Source organism: Acidovorax sp. 22279, from assembly GCF_052045435.1.
Classification (GTDB): Bacteria; Pseudomonadota; Gammaproteobacteria; order Burkholderiales; family Burkholderiaceae_C; genus Acidovorax; species Acidovorax delafieldii.
On the sequence record NZ_JBQEOV010000005.1, the window covers coordinates 137,682 to 154,816 of the forward strand.

Here is a 17,135-nt window from a genome sequence, read left to right on the forward strand (position 1 = left end):
GCATGTATTTTATGTGCTGATAGCTATCAAAAAGATAGTGATTGGAGGCTGGTTCATGGCACTGCGGCCAGTCCCCGCACCTGTGAGGCGGCCGCTGCGCTCAACCAAGGGCAGAAGTTGGCGGGCAGCGACGGCTGCCGCTTGCAGGGTCCGCGAAATCGGCGGGAGGCTTACCGCCGCATGCTGGCAAACGCCTCGAATTCCCAGCTGCGCATCGCCAGCAGCAGGGTGTAGCCCTCGCGCTCGCGGTCGGGCAGCTTCTGGTCGGCCAGATGCTGCTGGGCAAAGTCCTGCGCCACGCGCTGCATGCGCTCCATGAAGGCGGGCGCCAGACTGCGGCTGATGTTGCCGTGCACCAGCAGCACGCCTTCGCCCAGTCCGTCAAAGCCGCCTGCAAAGTAGTCCAGCAACGCGTGGTCGCGGAAGTAGTTCATCACCGGGCCATGTGGGCGCCAGCGGAAGGTCTTGGCCAGCTTGAGGCGGTAGCGGTTGAGCGGCCGCAGCTCGATGATGCCGATGCGGTCCAGCTGTGCCAGGTACTTGATGCCTTCGGCCTCGGTCAGGCGGTAGTAGCCCGTCACCTGCTCCAGCGTCCACTGGCTCAGTACACAAATTGCCATCAGCAGCAGCTTCTTGTCCGCCACCACGGCTTTTTCCTGCTCGTGGGTCAGCTCTTTCAGCAAGGGCTGCTCGTCGGCCACGCGCCGCGCCAGGTCGGCAAAGTCCAGCGCCAGCGCGCGGCAGATGGCGTCGATGCGCGACAGCGGCATGTCGCCCTTGGCCAGCATGCGCTTGACGCTGGACTCGGCCATGCCCAGCGCCTGCGCCAGATCGGCGTAGGTCATCTGCGCGGTCTTGAGTTCCTTTTTCAGGGCGGTGACGAGGTCGGCGGTGGTGCTCATGGTGTGGGGGCTCCTGGGTATCGATTATCAATACCCGAAGGTGCGTGGGTAGCCCCTTGCGCGACTTTTTGAGGCGGCCGATGCGGCCGCTGCCCACACTGCGCGGCATCGTTCACTTTCTACGGTGTGTGTGATGCGTATTGCTTCTGTGATTCCTCTTCGTTTGCGCGGCCTGCCAACGCTGCCGCGCCTGTCCTGTGCCGAAACCGGCCTGCTGCTGGGCGTGGCCACGCTGCTCGCGCTGGCGCTGTTTGGCCCGGGGCTGCCCGCCAGTCAGCACCAGCATGGCTTTGCCGACCAGCGCACGCTGTGGGGCATTCCCTGCGCTCTGGATGTGTTGAGCAACCTGGCCTTTGCCTTGGCGGGTGCATGGGGTTGGTGGTTGCTGCGCCGTGTGCCGTCGGGCGCGCTGGACGCCGCTTCCCGTGCGCTGGCGGCTCTGTTCTTTGGCGGGCTGCTGTGCACCGCCGCAGGCTCTGCTCTGTACCACTGGCAGCCGCAGGACGCAGGCCTGCTGTGGGACCGTTTGGGCATGGTCCTGCCCTTTGCGGGGCTGCTGGGTCTGGCGGCTGCCAGTCGGGTGAGCGCGCGGGCGGGCGTGGCCGCCGCTGGCACCGTGCTGCTGGCCGGGCCGATGGCCGTGTGGGTCTGGGTGCACACCGGCAACTTGTTGCCCTGGGCCGTGGTGCAACTGGGCGGTCTGCTGGTGGTGCTGGGGCTGGCATGCCTTCCACGCCGGGTCGATGGCCTGGCGCTGCACCTGGGCGTGGTGGTGGTGCTGTACGCCCTGGCCAAGCTGCTGGAGGCGGCAGACCACTCGGTGTTCGAGGCCACGGGCGGATGGGTGTCAGGCCACAGCCTCAAGCATGTGCTGGCGGCGGGCGCGGCCTGGCCGGTGCTGACGGCACTGGGGGCGCTGGTGGCTTTGCGCCACAGTGACGCGGCGGTGATGCCGCTGGTCATGCCGTCCGGGCAGAATGGCGCCCACGCCGTGGGTGTCGCCCGCAGATCCGGCGCATGAAGCGCAGGTCCGGAAAATTCCAACAAGCCAACCCATCGGAAACGAGGAGAAACGCATGAGCCCCGACACCGCCTCCACCAGCGTGGCCCCCGCGCCCACGCACGAGGACCCGAACCAGTTTGCCTTGCTGCGCCAGCGGCGGTTTGCGCCATTCTTCTGGACCCAGTTCTCTGGGGCGGCCAACGACAACCTTTTCAAGTTCGCCTTCACGGTGATGGTGACCTACCAGCTCAGTGTGGACTGGCTGCCGCCGGCCATGGCGGGGCTGGTGATCGGCGCGCTGTTCATCCTGCCGTTCTTGCTGTTCTCGGCCACATCGGGCCAGCTGACCGACAAGTACGACAAGACGAAGATGATCCGCTTCGTGAAGAACCTGGAGATTGCCATCATGCTGGTGGCGGCCGTGGGTTTCATCGGGGGCAACATCCCCATCCTGCTGCTATGCACCTTCTTGATGGGCGTGCACTCCACGCTGTTCGGCCCCGTCAAGTTTGCGTACATGCCCCAGGTGCTCAACGAGCGGGAGCTGACGGGTGGCAACGGCATGGTCGAGATGGGCACGTTTGTGGCCATCTTGCTGGGCAATGTGGCTGGTGGTTTGCTGGTGGCATTGCCCGGCATCGGCCACACCACCGTGGCCGTGGCCTGTGTGGTGGCGGCCCTGGCGGGACGCGCGGTGGCGCAGTTCATTCCCTCGGTGCCTGCCACCGACCCGGGCCTCACCATCAACTGGAATCCCTTCACCGAAACCTGGCGCAACCTCCAACTGGCGCACGAGAACATCGTGGTGTTCCGCTCGCTGCTGGGCATCAGCTGGATGTGGTTCTTTGGCGCGGTGTTCCTGAGCCAGTTCCCCAGCCTGGCCAAGAACGTGCTGCATGGCAACGAGCAGGTGGCTTCGCTGCTGCTGGTGGTGTTCTCCATCGGCATCGGTATCGGCTCGCTGCTGTGCGAGGTGCTCTCGCGCCGTCATGTCGAGATCGGCCTAGTGCCACTGGGCGCCATCGGCATGAGCGTGTTCTCCATCGACCTGTACTTCGCGTCGCGCAGCCTGCCGGCGTCCGAGATCATGGGCCTGGCCGCCTTCATGGCCCAGGGCGCGCACTGGCGCGTGATGCTGGACCTGGCGCTGCTCAGCCTGTTTGCGGGCCTGTACAGCGTGCCCATGTACGCGCTGATCCAGATGCGCAGCCAGCCCACGCACCGTGCGCGCATCATCGCGGCCAACAACATCCTGAATGCACTGTTCATGATCGGCAGCTCGCTCATCGCCGGCGCCTTGCTGGGCGCGGGTTTCACGGTGCCGCAGATTTTCCTTTTCACCGGCCTGGCCAACGCCGTGGTGGCGTTCTATATCTTCATGCTGGTGCCCGAGTACCTGCTGCGCTTCGTCGCCTGGGTGTCTTCGCGGTTCGTGTACCGCTTCAAGGTGCAAGGCGACGAGAACCTGCCGTCCACCGGTGCGGCCATCCTGGCGTGCAACCACGTGAGCTTTGTGGATGCGGTGCTGCTCATGGCGGCCAGCCCGCGCCCCATCTACTTTGTCATGGACCACCGCATCTTCCGCGTGCCCGTGCTGGGCTGGCTGTTCCGCCTGGCCAAGGCGATCCCGATTGCGCCGTACAAGGAAGACCCGAAGACTTACGAAGCGGCCTTTGACCGAGCGGCCCAGGTGTTGCGCGAAGGCGATCTGCTGGCCATCTTCCCTGAGGGGGGCATCACCAAGGACGGGCAATTGCAGGAGTTCAAGGGCGGCATCATGAAGATCATCGAGCGTGCGCGTGCAGAGGGCGTGCAGGCTCCGGTGATCCCCATGGCGCTGACCAACCTGTGGGGCTCGTACTTCAGCCGCATTGAAAAGGGTGGCGCCATGGTGCGGCCGTTCCGCCGGGGGTTCTACAGCCGGGTGGGGCTGAATGTGGGCTCTGCCGTGGCATCGACCGAGGTGCAGCCCACACTGCTGCGCGAGCGGGTGCAGAAGCTGCTGGCGGCCTGACGGCCAAGAGTGCAAGCCGCCCGTGGCTGGGCGGGTTCAGTCCGCCCGAATTTGCGCGCGCTGGGCAATGGCGCGCATGCGTGGCAACTCGTCTTCGATCTGCGCCAGCACGGCATCGCCCGTGGCGTAAGACGGCTCCAGCCCTGCGGCGATGAGCTTGCTGCGGATTTCGGCGTCCGCCAGGGTCTCGGCCAGGGCCTTGTGCAATTTGGCCTTGGCCTCGGCGGGCAGGCCGCGCGGCGCGACCACGGCCAGCCAGGAATCGGCCGAGAACCCCGGGAAGCCACTTTCTGCCACCGTGGGCACGTCGGGCAGCTGCGTGGCCCGCGTGGCGCCCGTGACGGCAATGGCCTTGATCTTGCCCGCCTTGAGCTGTGGCAGTGCTGCCGCTACAGTGTCAATGGTGAAGGGAATCTGCCCGCCCATCAGGTCGGCCATGGCGGGGGCACTGCCCCGGTAAGGCACGTGCATCAGCTTGATGCCCGCGGCCGACCAGGTCAGCTCGGCTGCGAAATGCCCCGTGGTGCCGTTGCCAAACGAGCCGTAGGAGAATTTGTCGGGCGTGCGCTGAACGGCAGCGATCAGCTGCCGGAGGTTGTTGACCGGCACATCGCGGTGGGCCAGCAGAATCAGGGGCACACGGGCGACGAGGCCGACGGGCTCGTAGCTTTTGACGGGGTCGTAGGGCAGCTTGGCGTTCAGCGCGGGGTTTACGGTGAAGGTGGAGCCAGAACTGATCAGCAGCGTGTAGCCATCGGCAGGCGCATTGGCCACATACGCCGCACCGACCACGGTGCCCGCGCCCGCCTTGTTCTCAACCACGATGGGCTGGCCCAGGCGGTCGCCCAGCTTCTTGCTGATGGTGCGGCCCACGATGTCCACGGCGCCCCCCGGCGGAAAGGGCACGACCAACTGCACCGGCTTGGCGGGATAGCCGTCGGCATGGGCGAGCCGCCACGTGCCGAGTCCCAGCCCCGCCGCGGCTGCCGCCACGAGGATCACGCTACGCCGACTGACAAGCTGCAAGCACTTCATGGGGACTCCTTGGATCGGGGGTACGGGCGGGGCCCTTGCCTGGCGGTCAAGGGCCCTTTGAACAGGTGCTCAGATCAACGACAGCCCGGCCAGCTGCGCCAGCCGTTGCTGCTCTGTGGACGCATCAGCCGTTGCGAAAAAGAAAGCTGTAGGCGTTCAACGCCGGCACCCCTCCCAGGTGCGCGTACAGCACGCGGGAGCCTTCGGGGAATTCGCCCTTGCGCACCATATCGATCATTCCGTGCATGGACTTGCCTTCGTACACCGGGTCGGTCAGCATGCCCTCCTGGCGGGCGCACAGGCGGATGGCTTCGAGCGTGCCTTCGTTGGGCAGGCCGTACTCGGGGCCGCCGTAGCGGGTGTCCAGGATCACGTCCTCGGCCGTGATCTCCTGGCCCAGCTCCACCAGCTTGGCGGTGTTCTGCGCGATGCGCAGCACCTGGGCATGGGTTTTTTCGGGCTTGGCGGAGGCGTCGATACCGATCACCTTGCGCGCACGGCCATCGGCGGCAAAGCCCACCACCATGCCCGCCTGCGTACTGCCCGTGACCGAGCACACGACGATGTAGTCGAACTGGAAGCCCAGCTCTTTTTCTTGCTGGCGCACTTCTTCGGCAAAGCCCACGAAGCCCAGGCCACCGTACGGGTGCTCGGAGCAGCCTGCGGGGATGGGGAAGGGCTTGCCACCGGCCTTCTTCACGTCCTCCATGGCCTGCTCCCAGCTGGGGCGGATGCCGATGTCAAAGCCCGCTGCGTCAAGGCGCACGTCGGCGCCCATGATGCGGCTCATCTCGATGTTGCCCACGCGGTCGTACACCGCGTCGGAGTAGTTGACCCAGTTCTCTTGCACCAGCACGCACTTCATGCCCAGGTGTGCAGCCACGGCGGCCACCTGGCGCGTCTGGTTGGACTGGATGCCGCCGATGGAGACCAGCGTGTCGTAGCCGCCTGCGATGGCCTCGGGGATCAGGTATTCGAGCTTGCGCGTCTTATTGCCGCCGAAGGCGAGGCCCGAGTTGCAGTCCTCGCGCTTGGCGTACAGGTGCACCTTGCCGCCGAGGTGGGCCGACAGGCGCGGCAGCGCCGTGATGGGAGAGGGGCCGAAGGTGAGCGGGTGGCGGGCAAATTTCTGCAGGTTCATGGCGGTGTTCCGGTCGATGAAGAGGAGGCGCAAGCGGGGGGGGCTTGCAGTGCCTTCATCGTAGAAAAACACGCGCGTCAAGTGGTTGCAAAATTTTCCAAAATTTCAGTGTTTCAGGTTGATGGATCAGAATGTGAGGGAAAAATATTTCTCTGGAAGACCTATGTGCGCAACAAAAGTTCGTCCCAAGAATGCGCCGCAGGCCGATGTCTCGGCCGAGCTGGACCGCACCGACAAAGCCATCCTGCGGCAGCTGCAGCGTGATGCGTCGCTCTCCAACGTGGCACTGGCCGAGAAGGTGCATCTGAGCCCGCCCGCCTGCCTGCGCCGGGTGGAGCGCCTCAGGCGCCTGGGACTCATCGATAAGGTGGTGGCGCTGCTCAACCCTCAGGCGGTGGGTGCGGGAATGCTGGTGATGATTGGGGTGGTGCTGGACCGCTCCACGCCCGATTCATTTGCCGAGTTTGAAAAGGCGGCGGCCAAGGTATCCGGCTGCATGGAATGCCATGTGGTCACCGGCGAGTTCGACTACTTCATGCTGGTGCGCACGCGCGACAACGACAGTTTCAACCGCCTGCATGCCGAGCAGCTGCTCTACCTGCCGGGGGTGCGGCAGGTCCGCTCGTTCATGGTGCTGCGCAACGTGCTCTCGACCACCGAGTTGCCGCTGGCGATGTAGCGGCCTGCGTCCGACCGACCGCTTACTGGGCGCCGCGCAGCCGTCCCATCATGGCCGCCCAGGCCGGGCCGCCAAACACGTTGACCACCAAGCCCGCCATCAAGAGCCCGGCGCCTGCAAAGTGCACGGGCAGCAACTGCTCGCCAAACGCCACCCAGCCCGTGGTCAGGCCCACCACGGGCACCAGCAGCGTGAAGGGCGCCACGCGGTTCACGGGGTAGCGCGACATGAGGTAGGTCCACAGCCCGAAGCCCAGCAGCGTCGAAATCCACGCGATATAGGCCACGGCGGCCATCGATTGAAAGGACAGGTGCTGCACGGCCGCCCACACCGTGGCGGGCCCATCCAGCCACAGCGACAGCGCCACAAACGGCAGCGGCGCCACCACGCTGGACCAGACGATGAAGGCAAACTGGTTCATCGGCCCATACCGCCCCACGGCACGCGTGACGATATTGCCGCAGCCCCACATCGCCGCCGCCGCCACGGTCAGCGCAAAGCCTGCCAGGGGCATGGAGGCGCCATGCGCGCTGCCGATTAGCACCAGCCCGCAGCCTGCCAGCGCCAGGCCCGCCACCTGGTTGCCATGCCATTTTTCGCGCAGCCACCAAGCCGCCAGCAGCAGGGTGAAGAACGACTGTGACTGCAGCACCAGCGACGCCAGGCCCGAGGGCATGCCGATGTGGATGGCGGTGAACAGCAGCGCAAACTGGCCCACGGCCATGGTCATGCCGTACAGCAGGTACAGCCGTAGCGGCACCTTGGGCGGCTTGACGAATAGCAGTGCGGGGAAGGCTGCGAGCAGGTAGCGCAGCGCGCCCAGCAGCAGGGGCGGCACACCGGCCACGCCCACCTTGATGACGGCGAAATTGAGGCCCCAGACGATGATGACGAGCAGGGCCAGGGCGAGGTCGCGGGGGCGCAGGGAAGAGGTCATGGTGTTGCGGAAGTGGCCGTGGAAGGGTTCCGATTGTGGCTTGCGCACCTCGGCCATAGCGGCGGTGTTCGGCCGGGTTTCCGATCAAAACGGGACATTTTGCGCACCCCATCGCACCGCACTGCAGCGCAGCGGCATGGGTGGGCTAGATGCGCGCGGCCACGGCCATGGCCCGCTCGCGCAGCCACTCCAGCCCAGGGTCCTTGTCGCGGTGCCGGTGCCACTGCAGTTTCTGGCGCATGGGCGGAATCTCCAGGGGCGGCTCCCAGATGCGCACGGGCAGGCCAAGCTGAACGGCACGCAGGGCGATGCGTTTGTGCACCGTGGCCACACGGTGGGTGCCAATCACCAGGCTGGGCAGGGCGGCCATGGTGGGCGCCGAGATCTCGATGCGGCGCTTCACGCCAAAGCGTTCGAGAAACCAGCCGTCGAACGCCGGGATGTGCCGCGCGCCCGAATAGTCGGCCACCACATGGCCGGCGGCCAGGTAGTCGTCAAAGCTCAGCGCTTCGGAGATGTGGGGGTTTCCCTCCCAGGTGATGCACAGGTAGGTTTCCTCGAACAGCGTGACGCTCGGGTGCCTGGGCGAGGCGTATTGCTCGGGAATGATGAGGACGTCGGCCCCGTATTCCTCCAACTGCTCGACAGGCCGGTTGTTCTGCGCACGCAGGTGCAGTTGCACCCCGGGCGCTTCCTGAAACAGCTGCTCGATCAGCGGTTGCATGAGCACCGTGGTCGTGAAATCGGACACCAGCAGGGTGAAGCTGCGGGTGGAGGTGGCGGGGTCGAACCGGGGCTTTTCTGCGATGGTGCTGTCGATGCGCATCAGGACCTCGCGCACGGGGTCCAGCAGCCCCTCGGCACGCGGCGTCAGCACCATGGTGCGGCCTTGCTGCACCAGCAGCTCATCGTCGAAATAGGTGCGCAGGCGCGCCAGCGCGTTGCTGGTGGCGGGCTGGCTCAGGTGCAGGCGCTCCCCGGCGCGGCTGATGCTGCGTTCGGTGAGCAGGGCGTCCAGTGCCACGAGCAGGTTCAGGTCCAGTTTGTTAAAGCGCATGGGCGGCGTGCATCGATGAGGGCATGTGGTTTCTTCCGTGCACCCAGCCAGGTGCAACAGGGGGCCGCAAAGTCCTTGATCTATTCATGAGATCAATACTGCGAATGGAATCAATCCATTTGATCTAAGTTAAGGCCGATCTTAATCTCGCTCCCGTCCTGCCACCTGGCAGACCCGATGAGGGCCCCACCCGTGTGACAGAGGCCCTGTCGAGCAAAGCGAAAAAACGCCCAGCCTGGCTGGATGCGTAGAAAAAGGAGACAACGATGAAGACGGTACTTTCCCGCGCCGGGCAGGCGGCGGGCTGCATGTTGCTGAGCCTGCTGGGCGCACCCTTGGCCCAGGCTTTCGAAGGGGGCGTGTCGCCCTTCCCGGTCGGATCGACCGGCGAATACGTGGCCGGCCTGCCGCCCATTCCCGGGTTGTTTGTGCTGGAGCAGGTGCACCACACCACCTCCAGCGGTCTGTATGACAACCACGGCGACAAGCGACCCATCCCGTTCAAGCTGAGCGCAACCTCGGCCACCACGCGGCTGCTGGCGTCCTACGACATGACGGTGCTGGGCGCACGGCTGTATTCGCAGCTGGTGATTCCTGCCGTCTCCTTGCGCACCGACGTCGCCGGCCACAGCGAGCGGCACAGCGGGGTGGCCAACATCACCGTCTCGCCCGCCGTGCTGCGCTGGAGCCTGACAGACAAGACCTATGCCGTGGCGGGGCTGGACATCGCTCTGCCCAATGGCTCCTACGACCCGCACCGGCCCAGCGTGTCCACCGGCTACACCTCGGTCCAGCCGGTGCTCGGGATTCGCCACACCGATCCGAGCGGCCTGGATATTGGCCTCATCAACCGCCTGATGGTGAACCGTGAAAACAGCACCACCCATTACCGCTCGGGCAGCGGCTATGTGAGCGAATTCACCGCTGGCTGGAACGTCGGCCCCTGGAAGATGGGCATGGTGGGTTCGTACCTTCACCAGTTCACGGACGACAAGCAAGGCGGCGCCACCATCCAGGACAACCGCGCACGCAGCTTTGCGCTGGGGCCCTCGCTCAACTACAACGCCGGCCCCTTCAGCGTGAGCCTGAGCTACCAGCGGGGCATCTACGCCGCCAATACCACCAAGAACAACGTGCTGGGCATCGGGATCGCCATTCCGCTGTGGATCAAGCACTGACCTCGCACATTCGCATTGCACACCATGACCCACAAATCTCTGATGGCGTTACCCCTGCTTGCTGCCTGCGCGCTGGCCCGTGCCGCCGCGCCCGCTGAGCCGCAGGCGGTTTTCGACCGCTATGTGCAGGCCGTGCACGCGGCAGACATGGGTACGGTGCGTGCGCTGATCGCCCCGGATGTCGAGCGATCGGACTACCCGGCTTGCACTGCGCCGATGGACAACCCGACTTGCCTGGCGCTCTACATCGACCAGACCGTGGTGCAGCCGCGCGCACGGCTCACTGTGCTTTCGGTGGAGGTGCGCGCCAGTGAGTTGAGCGCCCGGCTGGAGGTGCGCAGCCCGCTGTACGAGAAGGCGGGCGTGGAGCGCATCGTCGGCAGCGATGTGCTGCGCATCGAGGGCGGCCAGATCCGGGCCTTCCGCTTTGTGCCGGACTTCGCAGACCCCGCCACGGCCCGCTTCTTCGCCAGCATCGGCATCACGCCGCGCCCCCGCAGTTCCCAACCCTGAGTTTGAAATAGATGTTCAAGTATTTCCCCACCAACTACGTCTGGAACCTGTCCGTCGATCTCGCCATTGAAATGGGCGCGCGCATCGGCGAGATCGAGGAGATGTGCGCCCCCCTGCAAGAGGCCGCCAAGGCCCCGGATGCGGCTGGCACGCAGGCCTTTCGCGAGACCTGGGTGCGCATGGCCGACAAGCTCTGCGGGCTGGCCGAAGAAGACGAAGCCCGGGGGCGCATGCTTTCGGCCGGTGAGAAGTACCGGCGCGCTGCGAGCTATCTGATCACCGCTGAGCGGCTGCAGGCTCACAACGCACCAGGCCGCCTGGCCATCTACCGCCGCGAACTGGAGCTGTTCCTCAAAGGCTCGGCCCTGATGGGCGATCCGGTGGAGCGCGTCGAAATTCCGTACGAGGGAGCCCACCTCTCTGCCCTCTACTACCCGGCCAAGGGGCTCCGGCCGGGCCAGCGGGCGCCGATTCTGGTGCAGCTCAACGGCCTGGACTCGACCAAGGAAATGAAGCACCTAGTCGGACTGCCTGCGTGGCTGGCCCACCGTGGCGTGTCCTCCCTGGTGGTGGATCAGCCAGGGACCGGCGAAGCCCTGCGCCTTCACGGACTGACCGCGCGGTACGACACCGAGCACTGGGCCAGCCGCGTGGTGGACTGGCTGGAGCAACACCCCGCCGTGGACCCGAAGCGCATCGGCTGCGAAGGTGTGTCCCTGGGGGGCTACTACTGCCCGCGCAGTGTGGCGATGGAGCCGCGCTTCGCCTGCGGCGTGGCCTGGGGCGCGAACCACGACTGGCGGGACGTGCAAGAACGCCGCTTGCAGAAAGAAGGCGACTTCCCGGTGCCGCACTACTGGGCCCACGTGTGCTGGGTATGGGGTGCCAAGGACATCGACGACTTCATGCGGATCGCGCAGAACGTGCACCTGGACGGTGTGGTCGAGAAGATCCGCGTGCCTTTCCTGGTCACGCACGGCGAGCGTGATTCGCAAATCCCGCTGAAGTGGGCGCACCGCACCTACGAGCAGCTGGTCAACAGCCCCCGGCGAGAACTCAAGGTGTTCACCGACCGCGAAGGCGGCTCGCAGCACGCGAGCTTTGACAACAGCATCAATGCGGGCCACTACATCGCGGATTGGGTGGCAGAAGTCCTGGGCGGACACACCGCCTGCAGGGCTTGAAGCCCCACCGCACCACTGACACCACAAAGGATCAAGAGATGAACATCATTGGACCAGACGCGCTGGTTTTTGGCGTGGACGACATCGCCGCCTGCGCGCAGTACCTGACGGACTACGGGCTGACCCCGGTCGGGGTGACGGCACAGGGCGGGCGCTTCGAGGCGCTGGACGGGACAGCCGTGGAAATACGCGCTCATGACGACCCGGCGTTGCCGCCTTCGCTGGGCACAGCCAGCCTGCTGCGCGAAACCGTCTACGGCGTAGCCGACGCGGCCACGCTCGATACCATCGAGGCCGAACTGACCCGCGACCGCGTGGTGGTGCGCCAGGGCGGCGTGCTGCGCACCACGGACGACCTGGGCTTTGCCCTCGCGTTCCAGGTCACCGTGCGCAAGCCGCTGTCGATGCCTGCCGAATCCGTCAACGCCCCCGGGGCCGCGCCGCAGCGGACTCCCAACGCGCTGGGTCTGCCGCCAGACCTGGTGGCGCGACCCCGCTCGCTGTCGCATGTCGTGTACTTCGTTCCGGACGCGGCCAAGGCCGAGGCGTTTTATGCCCGCCTGGGTTTTGTCTGCACAGACCGGTTCACGGGCGTCGGCCCCTTCCTGCGCCCTGCGGGCACGCAAGACCACCACACGCTGTTCATGATCCAGACGCCCCCGTTCATGAAAGGCTGCGAGCACTTCACCTTCCACATGGGCGGCCCCACAGAGTTGTTGCTGGCCGGCACCCGCTTTGTGGAGAAGGGCTACCAGAGCTTCTGGGGCCCCGGGCGCCACCGGTTCGGCAGCAACTGGTTCTGGTACTTCAACTCGCCCCTGGGCTGCCATGTCGAATACGACGCAGACATGGACCAGCACGACAACACCTGGGCGCCGCGGGAGGTGCCGATGAGCGCCGATGCCTCGCAGCTGTTCCTGTTTCAGCACCGCGAGAAGTGGGCGCCCTCGGGCCCGCCGCCAGCGCAGGCGCACCATTGAGCTGGCACCATGAAGCTGTGCCACTGGAGCGACCTGCCCGACGGCGCATCGCGGGGCTTTGACCCCGCAGGCCACGGCCAGGACACGGTCATCGTCGTGCGGCAGGGCCTGCGTTTGCATGCCTATGCCAACGTCTGCCCCCACGATGGCGTCCCGATGGCATGGCGCAAGGACCGGTATCTGAACGCGGCCGGTGACCGCATCGTCTGTGCGGCCCATGGCGCACTGTTTGACATCGCCACCGGGGTGTGCACTCTGGGGCCGTGCCTGGGCGATGCGCTCACCCCCGTACCCCTGGTCCAGCAAGCCAATGGCGACGTCCATCTGGCGAACCCTAAAAAATGAACAAGGAGACAAACCCATGAGCCTATCTTCCCAACGCATCCTGGTTATTGGCGGCGGATTTTCCGGCATGGCAGCGGCCATTGAGCTGCGCAAGCAGGGCGCCCAGGTGGATCTGGTCGAGATCGACCCCGGCTGGCGCAGCTATGGCGCCGGCATCAGCCTGGGGGGCGCGACGCTGCGGGCGCTGCGGCGCCTGGGTGTTCTGGAGGCCTTTCTGGCCCAGGGCAACGCCTCGGACGGCGTGAACCTGCACCTCCCCCATGGCCCCCTGGTGGCCACGCTGCCCACGCCCCGCATTGCGGGCGACGATGTGCCGGGTGGCGGCGCCATCCTGCGCCCGGTGCTGGCCCGCATCCTGGCCGAGGCCACCCGCGCAGCGGGCGCCAATGTCCGTCTGGGCTGCACCTTCGCTGCCATCGACCAGCAGGCCGACGGGGTGCTGGTGACTTTCACCGACGGCCAGCGCCAGCGCTATGACCTGGTGATCGGCGCGGACGGGCTCTACTCCAAGGTGCGCGAAGCCGTGTTTGAAAACGCCCCCCGGCCGCGCTACAGCGGCCAGGCGGTGTGGCGCGCCGTGCTGCCCCGGCCGCCAGAGATCGAGACGGCCACCATGTGGATGGGGCCCCAGATCAAACCCGGCGTGAACCCGGTCTCCAAGACCGAGATGTACCTCTTCGTCACCGAGCCGCGCCCCACCAACGACCATGTCGATCCAGCGACGTTTGTGGACGCCCTGCGCGCGCTGCTGGAGGGCTTTACTGCCCCCACGCTGCAGGCTATCCGCAGCCAGATGGGCCCGGACTCGCAGATCGTGTACCGCCCGCTGGAAGGGCTGCTCATGCCCCGACCCTGGTCCCGTGGGCGCGTGGTGCTGATCGGCGACACGGTGCACGCCACCACGCCCCACCTTGCATCGGGCGCCTGCATCGGCATCGAGGACGCGCTGGTACTGGCCGATGAACTGGCGCAGTCAGCGGGCGACGTGCCGGCTGCGTTGGCGGCCTTTGAAAGCCGCCGCTGGGAGCGCTGCCGCATGGTGGTGGAGAACTCGGCACGCCTGGGCGAGATCGAGATCGACGGGGGCGACAAGGAAGAGCACTCACGCATCATGCGGGAGTCCCTCATGGCGTTGGCCCAGCCCATCTGAAGCGAGGTCGCCATGATCACAACCAATTCGTTGCGGGGCCGCGTGGCCCTGATGGTGGGCCATTGCGCGGGCATGGTCGATCTGGTCGCGTTGCCGGTGTGGGTGGGCACGCTGATCTCGGTGTACCGCTTTGACCCGCAGCAGGCGGGCCTGCTGGCTACCTTGTTTCTGGCCGGGGCGGTCGCGGCCAGCCTGCTGCTGGCGCCGTTCTTCCAGCTGCTGCGTGGGCGCAGCGTGGCTACCACAGGGTTTGCTGGCGCTGCCGTGGCATTTGCCGCAGCCTCCACCACGCAACAGTTTGCCTTGCTGGCCCTGTTGCACGGCGTTGCCGGGGTGGCTGCGGGCGCGGCCCTGAGCGTTACGCATGGCACCATCGCCCGCAGCCAGAACCCCCACCGCCTGTTCGCGCTGGTGGGCATGGCGCTGGGGGTGTTTGCCATCGTGTTCCTTGGCGGCACGCCGGTGCTGGTGGCGCAGCAGGGCGGGCCGGTGCTGTTCCAGGTGTTTGCCGGTGTCATGGCGGTGGGGGCGATGACTGCGGCAGTGGCGTTTCCCGCGCCTGACATAGCGGGTGGTGCGGAGCGTTCACGGACGCCTGCCACGCCTTTGCCTGCCGCCGTCTGGTGGGGCGTGACAGGCATCGCGGCCCTGGGATTGGTGCAGTCCATGACCTTCAGCTTTCTGGAGCGCGTGGGCAGCGACCGTGGTTATGGCCTGCAGGCGGTCACCGGGGTGCTCATTGCCCTGGGGGTGGTCAACCTCTTCCCTGCGGCCCTGGCGGCGGTGCTGGAAAAGCGCTGGGCAGCCCGCAACGTGCTGCTGGCGGGACCTGCGCTGCAGGCTTTGCTGGTGGTGGTGATCATGAACTTGCCCATGTTTGCACCCTATGCGGCGGCCGCCGCCGTGTTTGCGGCCGTGATGATCTTCACGCACACCTTTGCCTTTGGCGTGCTGGCGCGGCTGGACCCCAGTGGCCGTGCGCTGGCCGCGACTCCTGCCATGCTGATGTTTGGTGCGGCCATTGGGCCCATCCTCGGTGGCACGCTGGTCAAGGCCTGGGGCTATGGCAGCTTGGGGGTGGCCGCCTTGGTGATCGATGCAGTGGCGGTCTATGCATTTGCACGCATTCATCGTGCTCCGGGTACTGCAGTCGCAGTGAAAGGCATGGCATGAGCACGCCTTTTGCCTCAGTGCAGACCCAGCAGGCTCGGCTCAGCCGCCGCGCCTGTCTGGTGGCGGCGGCAGCAGGCATGGCTGCGCCGTGGGGCCGCGCGCAGTCGGGGCGGCACGTCACCTTCATCGTGCCCCAGCCTGCGGGCAACCCCAGCGACGTGTTCGCCCGCAAGCTGCAGACAGTGATGCAGCGCGAACTGGGTCAGACCATCGTCATCGAGAACCTGCCGGGCGCTGGGGGCTCCATCGGTGTGCAGCGAATGCTGAACGCGCCAGCCGATGGTGCAACGCTGGTCGTTGCGTCGCAGACCGAGCCCATCCTCACGCCCTTGTCTCTGGCCAGCGCGCGGTACAAGCCCGAGCAGATGCGTGCCATCGGCACGCTGGGGCGGACCAGCTACGTGCTGGCAGGCCGGACCGACATGCCCGCCACCACCCATGCACAGTTGCTGGATATTGCGCGGCAAGCGGCGGCCGCTGGCAAGCCGCTGACCTTTGGGCACATCGGTCAAGGTTCGATGATCCACCTGATGGGGACACAGTGGGCGCGCCTGTGTGGCGTGCCGCTGGTGCATGTGCCGTACCGCGGTGTGCCACCGGTCGTGCAAGACCTCATGGGCAATCAGATCGATCTGTCCTTTGTGCCGCTGGGCGGCGCGTCGCTGAACATGCTGGAGACGGGCAAGCTGCGCGCCTTCGGCAGCACCGCCGCCAATGCGCCTGCGCTGCTGCCGCACGTCGCGCCATTGAGCCAGCAGTCTGCGGCGCTCAAGGGCTTTGAATACACCGCCTGGGGCGCGCTGCTGGTGGCGCGCAATACCCCCGACGCGGCGGTGCGTCGCCTGCACCAGGCCTTTGGTGTGGCCCTGCGCGACACCGAGGTCCAGAGCTTTCTGCGCGCCAATGGCACCGAGCCCCAGGAGCCTCTGTCACTGGCCGCCCTGGACCACTTCTACCAATCCGAAATCCAGATCCACCAGGCCCTCGCCCGAACCGTTGGCGTGGTGCCTGAGTGAGCTTTGTACCCCTGCCATGACCAAACCCCAACGCCGCTTTGTGGACCTTTCCATCTACCTGGAAAACGATGTCCTCTCCGACCCGCCCCCCCTGGCGCCCAAGATCACGTACCAGAAGCACGCCGACACGCTGCCCGAGTTCATGGCCATGATCCCGGGCACCCGGCCTGAGGACTACCCGGATGGCGAAGCAGCTGCCGCCGAATGGGTGACGCTGACCACGCACAACGGCACGCACCTCGATGCGCCGTGGCACTTCCACTCCACGCAGGACGCGAAGAACGGCGGAGCCCGCCCCTCCATCACGATTGACGAAGTGCCGCTGGAATGGTGCTTTCAGCCGGGTGTGAAGCTGGACTTCCGCCACCTGCCCGATGGCTATGTGGCCACCGCTGCCGATGTGCAGGCCGAGCTGGCCCGCATTGGCCACACACTGCAGCCGCTCGACATCGTGGTGGTCAACACCCGCGCGGGCTCGCGCTACGGGCACAAGGACTACCTGGGCGCTGGTTGCGGCATGGGCTACGAGGCCACCATGTACCTGCTGGAACGCGGTGTGCGCCTCACGGGCACCGACGCCTGGAGCTGGGACGCACCGTTTTCATACACCGCCCAGCGCGTGGCGGAAACCGGCAACAAGGCCCTGATCTGGGAGGGCCACAAGGCGGGCCGCGACATCGGCTACTGCCACCTGGAAAAGCTGCACAACCTGGAGGCGCTGCCACCGACGGGTTTCACCATCAGCTGCTTCCCCCACAAGATCCGCGGCGCCTCAGCAGGCTGGACGCGCGCGGTCGCCATTTTTGAAGATTGAGTCAGGAGTTCGTT

The 17,135-nt window shown here is 66.2% G+C and carries 17 protein-coding genes; 12 read left to right on the forward strand and 5 right to left on the reverse strand.

Going from position 1 to position 17,135, the window contains the following annotated elements; all coding sequences use genetic code 11:
* Nucleotides 1–170 precede the first annotated feature (170 nt).
* On the reverse strand, nucleotides 171–902 hold the full coding sequence (locus ACTJKQ_RS08640) for a helix-turn-helix domain-containing protein (protein WP_099729114.1): 732 nt from the start codon (nucleotides 900–902) through the stop codon (nucleotides 171–173).
* Between the two features lie 133 nt (nucleotides 903–1,035).
* Here ACTJKQ_RS08640 and ACTJKQ_RS08645 point away from each other — a divergent pair, with 133 nt between their 5' ends.
* Both ACTJKQ_RS08645 and ACTJKQ_RS08650 read left to right on the forward strand, forming a co-directional pair.
* Entirely contained in the window at nucleotides 1,036–1,923 is an 888-nt protein-coding gene (locus tag ACTJKQ_RS08645) for a hypothetical protein (RefSeq protein WP_440596590.1), read from the forward strand.
* A gap of 55 nt (nucleotides 1,924–1,978) precedes the next feature.
* Entirely contained in the window at nucleotides 1,979–3,919 is a 1,941-nt protein-coding gene (locus ACTJKQ_RS08650; protein WP_440596591.1) for an MFS transporter, read from the forward strand.
* Between the two features lie 36 nt (nucleotides 3,920–3,955).
* On the opposite strand, the gene ACTJKQ_RS08655 is transcribed toward ACTJKQ_RS08650, so the two are convergent.
* Nucleotides 3,956–4,954: a Bug family tripartite tricarboxylate transporter substrate binding protein gene (locus ACTJKQ_RS08655; RefSeq protein WP_440596592.1), complete on the reverse strand. Its 999-nt coding sequence runs from the start codon at nucleotides 4,952–4,954 to the stop codon at nucleotides 3,956–3,958.
* 124 nt (nucleotides 4,955–5,078) lie between these two features.
* The gene (locus ACTJKQ_RS08660) at nucleotides 5,079–6,095 is read right to left on the reverse strand and encodes a 1-aminocyclopropane-1-carboxylate deaminase (protein ID WP_116750176.1); all 1,017 of its coding nucleotides are present in this window, start codon (nucleotides 6,093–6,095) and stop codon (nucleotides 5,079–5,081) included.
* 163 nt (nucleotides 6,096–6,258) lie between these two features.
* Here ACTJKQ_RS08660 and ACTJKQ_RS08665 point away from each other — a divergent pair, with 163 nt between their 5' ends.
* A complete protein-coding gene (locus ACTJKQ_RS08665) occupies nucleotides 6,259–6,774 on the forward strand; it encodes an Lrp/AsnC family transcriptional regulator (RefSeq protein ID WP_440596593.1) in 516 nt (171 codons plus the stop codon).
* A gap of 22 nt (nucleotides 6,775–6,796) precedes the next feature.
* Here ACTJKQ_RS08665 and ACTJKQ_RS08670 read toward each other — a convergent pair whose 3' ends face one another.
* Both ACTJKQ_RS08670 and ACTJKQ_RS08675 read right to left on the reverse strand, forming a co-directional pair.
* Nucleotides 6,797–7,699, reverse strand: a complete 903-nt coding sequence (locus tag ACTJKQ_RS08670) for an EamA family transporter (RefSeq protein ID WP_440596665.1) — start codon at nucleotides 7,697–7,699, stop codon at nucleotides 6,797–6,799.
* Nucleotides 7,700–7,856: 157 nt separating this feature from the next.
* The gene (locus ACTJKQ_RS08675; RefSeq protein ID WP_056065468.1) at nucleotides 7,857–8,768 is read right to left on the reverse strand and encodes a LysR family transcriptional regulator; all 912 of its coding nucleotides are present in this window, start codon (nucleotides 8,766–8,768) and stop codon (nucleotides 7,857–7,859) included.
* A 266-nt stretch (nucleotides 8,769–9,034) separates the two neighbouring features.
* On the opposite strand from ACTJKQ_RS08675, the gene ACTJKQ_RS08680 reads away from it, so the two are divergent.
* From ACTJKQ_RS08680 to ACTJKQ_RS08720, 9 genes are read left to right on the forward strand one after another with little or no spacing between them, the layout of a single operon-like run.
* Nucleotides 9,035–9,946, forward strand: coding sequence for a SphA family protein (locus tag ACTJKQ_RS08680; RefSeq protein WP_440596594.1), 912 nt, complete (start codon nucleotides 9,035–9,037; stop codon nucleotides 9,944–9,946).
* A 24-nt stretch (nucleotides 9,947–9,970) separates the two neighbouring features.
* Nucleotides 9,971–10,459, forward strand: a complete 489-nt coding sequence (locus tag ACTJKQ_RS08685; protein WP_440596595.1) for a hypothetical protein — start codon at nucleotides 9,971–9,973, stop codon at nucleotides 10,457–10,459.
* Between the two features lie 11 nt (nucleotides 10,460–10,470).
* Nucleotides 10,471–11,643: an alpha/beta hydrolase family protein gene (locus tag ACTJKQ_RS08690; protein ID WP_440596596.1), complete on the forward strand. Its 1,173-nt coding sequence runs from the start codon at nucleotides 10,471–10,473 to the stop codon at nucleotides 11,641–11,643.
* 38 nt (nucleotides 11,644–11,681) lie between these two features.
* Nucleotides 11,682–12,623, forward strand: a complete 942-nt coding sequence (locus tag ACTJKQ_RS08695) for a VOC family protein (RefSeq protein WP_440596597.1) — start codon at nucleotides 11,682–11,684, stop codon at nucleotides 12,621–12,623.
* Nucleotides 12,624–12,632: 9 nt separating this feature from the next.
* Nucleotides 12,633–12,968, forward strand: a complete 336-nt coding sequence (locus ACTJKQ_RS08700; protein ID WP_099729121.1) for a Rieske (2Fe-2S) protein — start codon at nucleotides 12,633–12,635, stop codon at nucleotides 12,966–12,968.
* 16 nt (nucleotides 12,969–12,984) lie between these two features.
* A complete protein-coding gene (locus ACTJKQ_RS08705) occupies nucleotides 12,985–14,118 on the forward strand; it encodes an FAD-dependent oxidoreductase (RefSeq protein WP_099729122.1) in 1,134 nt (377 codons plus the stop codon).
* A gap of 12 nt (nucleotides 14,119–14,130) precedes the next feature.
* On the forward strand, nucleotides 14,131–15,291 hold the full coding sequence (locus ACTJKQ_RS08710) for an MFS transporter (RefSeq protein WP_440596598.1): 1,161 nt from the start codon (nucleotides 14,131–14,133) through the stop codon (nucleotides 15,289–15,291).
* Nucleotides 15,288–16,307: a tripartite tricarboxylate transporter substrate binding protein gene (locus ACTJKQ_RS08715; RefSeq protein WP_099729124.1), complete on the forward strand. Its 1,020-nt coding sequence runs from the start codon at nucleotides 15,288–15,290 to the stop codon at nucleotides 16,305–16,307. Before ACTJKQ_RS08710 ends, ACTJKQ_RS08715 begins: the two co-directional genes overlap by 4 nt.
* 16 nt (nucleotides 16,308–16,323) lie before the next feature.
* Complete coding sequence (locus tag ACTJKQ_RS08720; protein ID WP_056065486.1) at nucleotides 16,324–17,121, forward strand: cyclase family protein; 798 nt, start codon at nucleotides 16,324–16,326, stop codon at nucleotides 17,119–17,121.
* The last annotated feature ends 14 nt before the right edge of the window (nucleotides 17,122–17,135 follow it).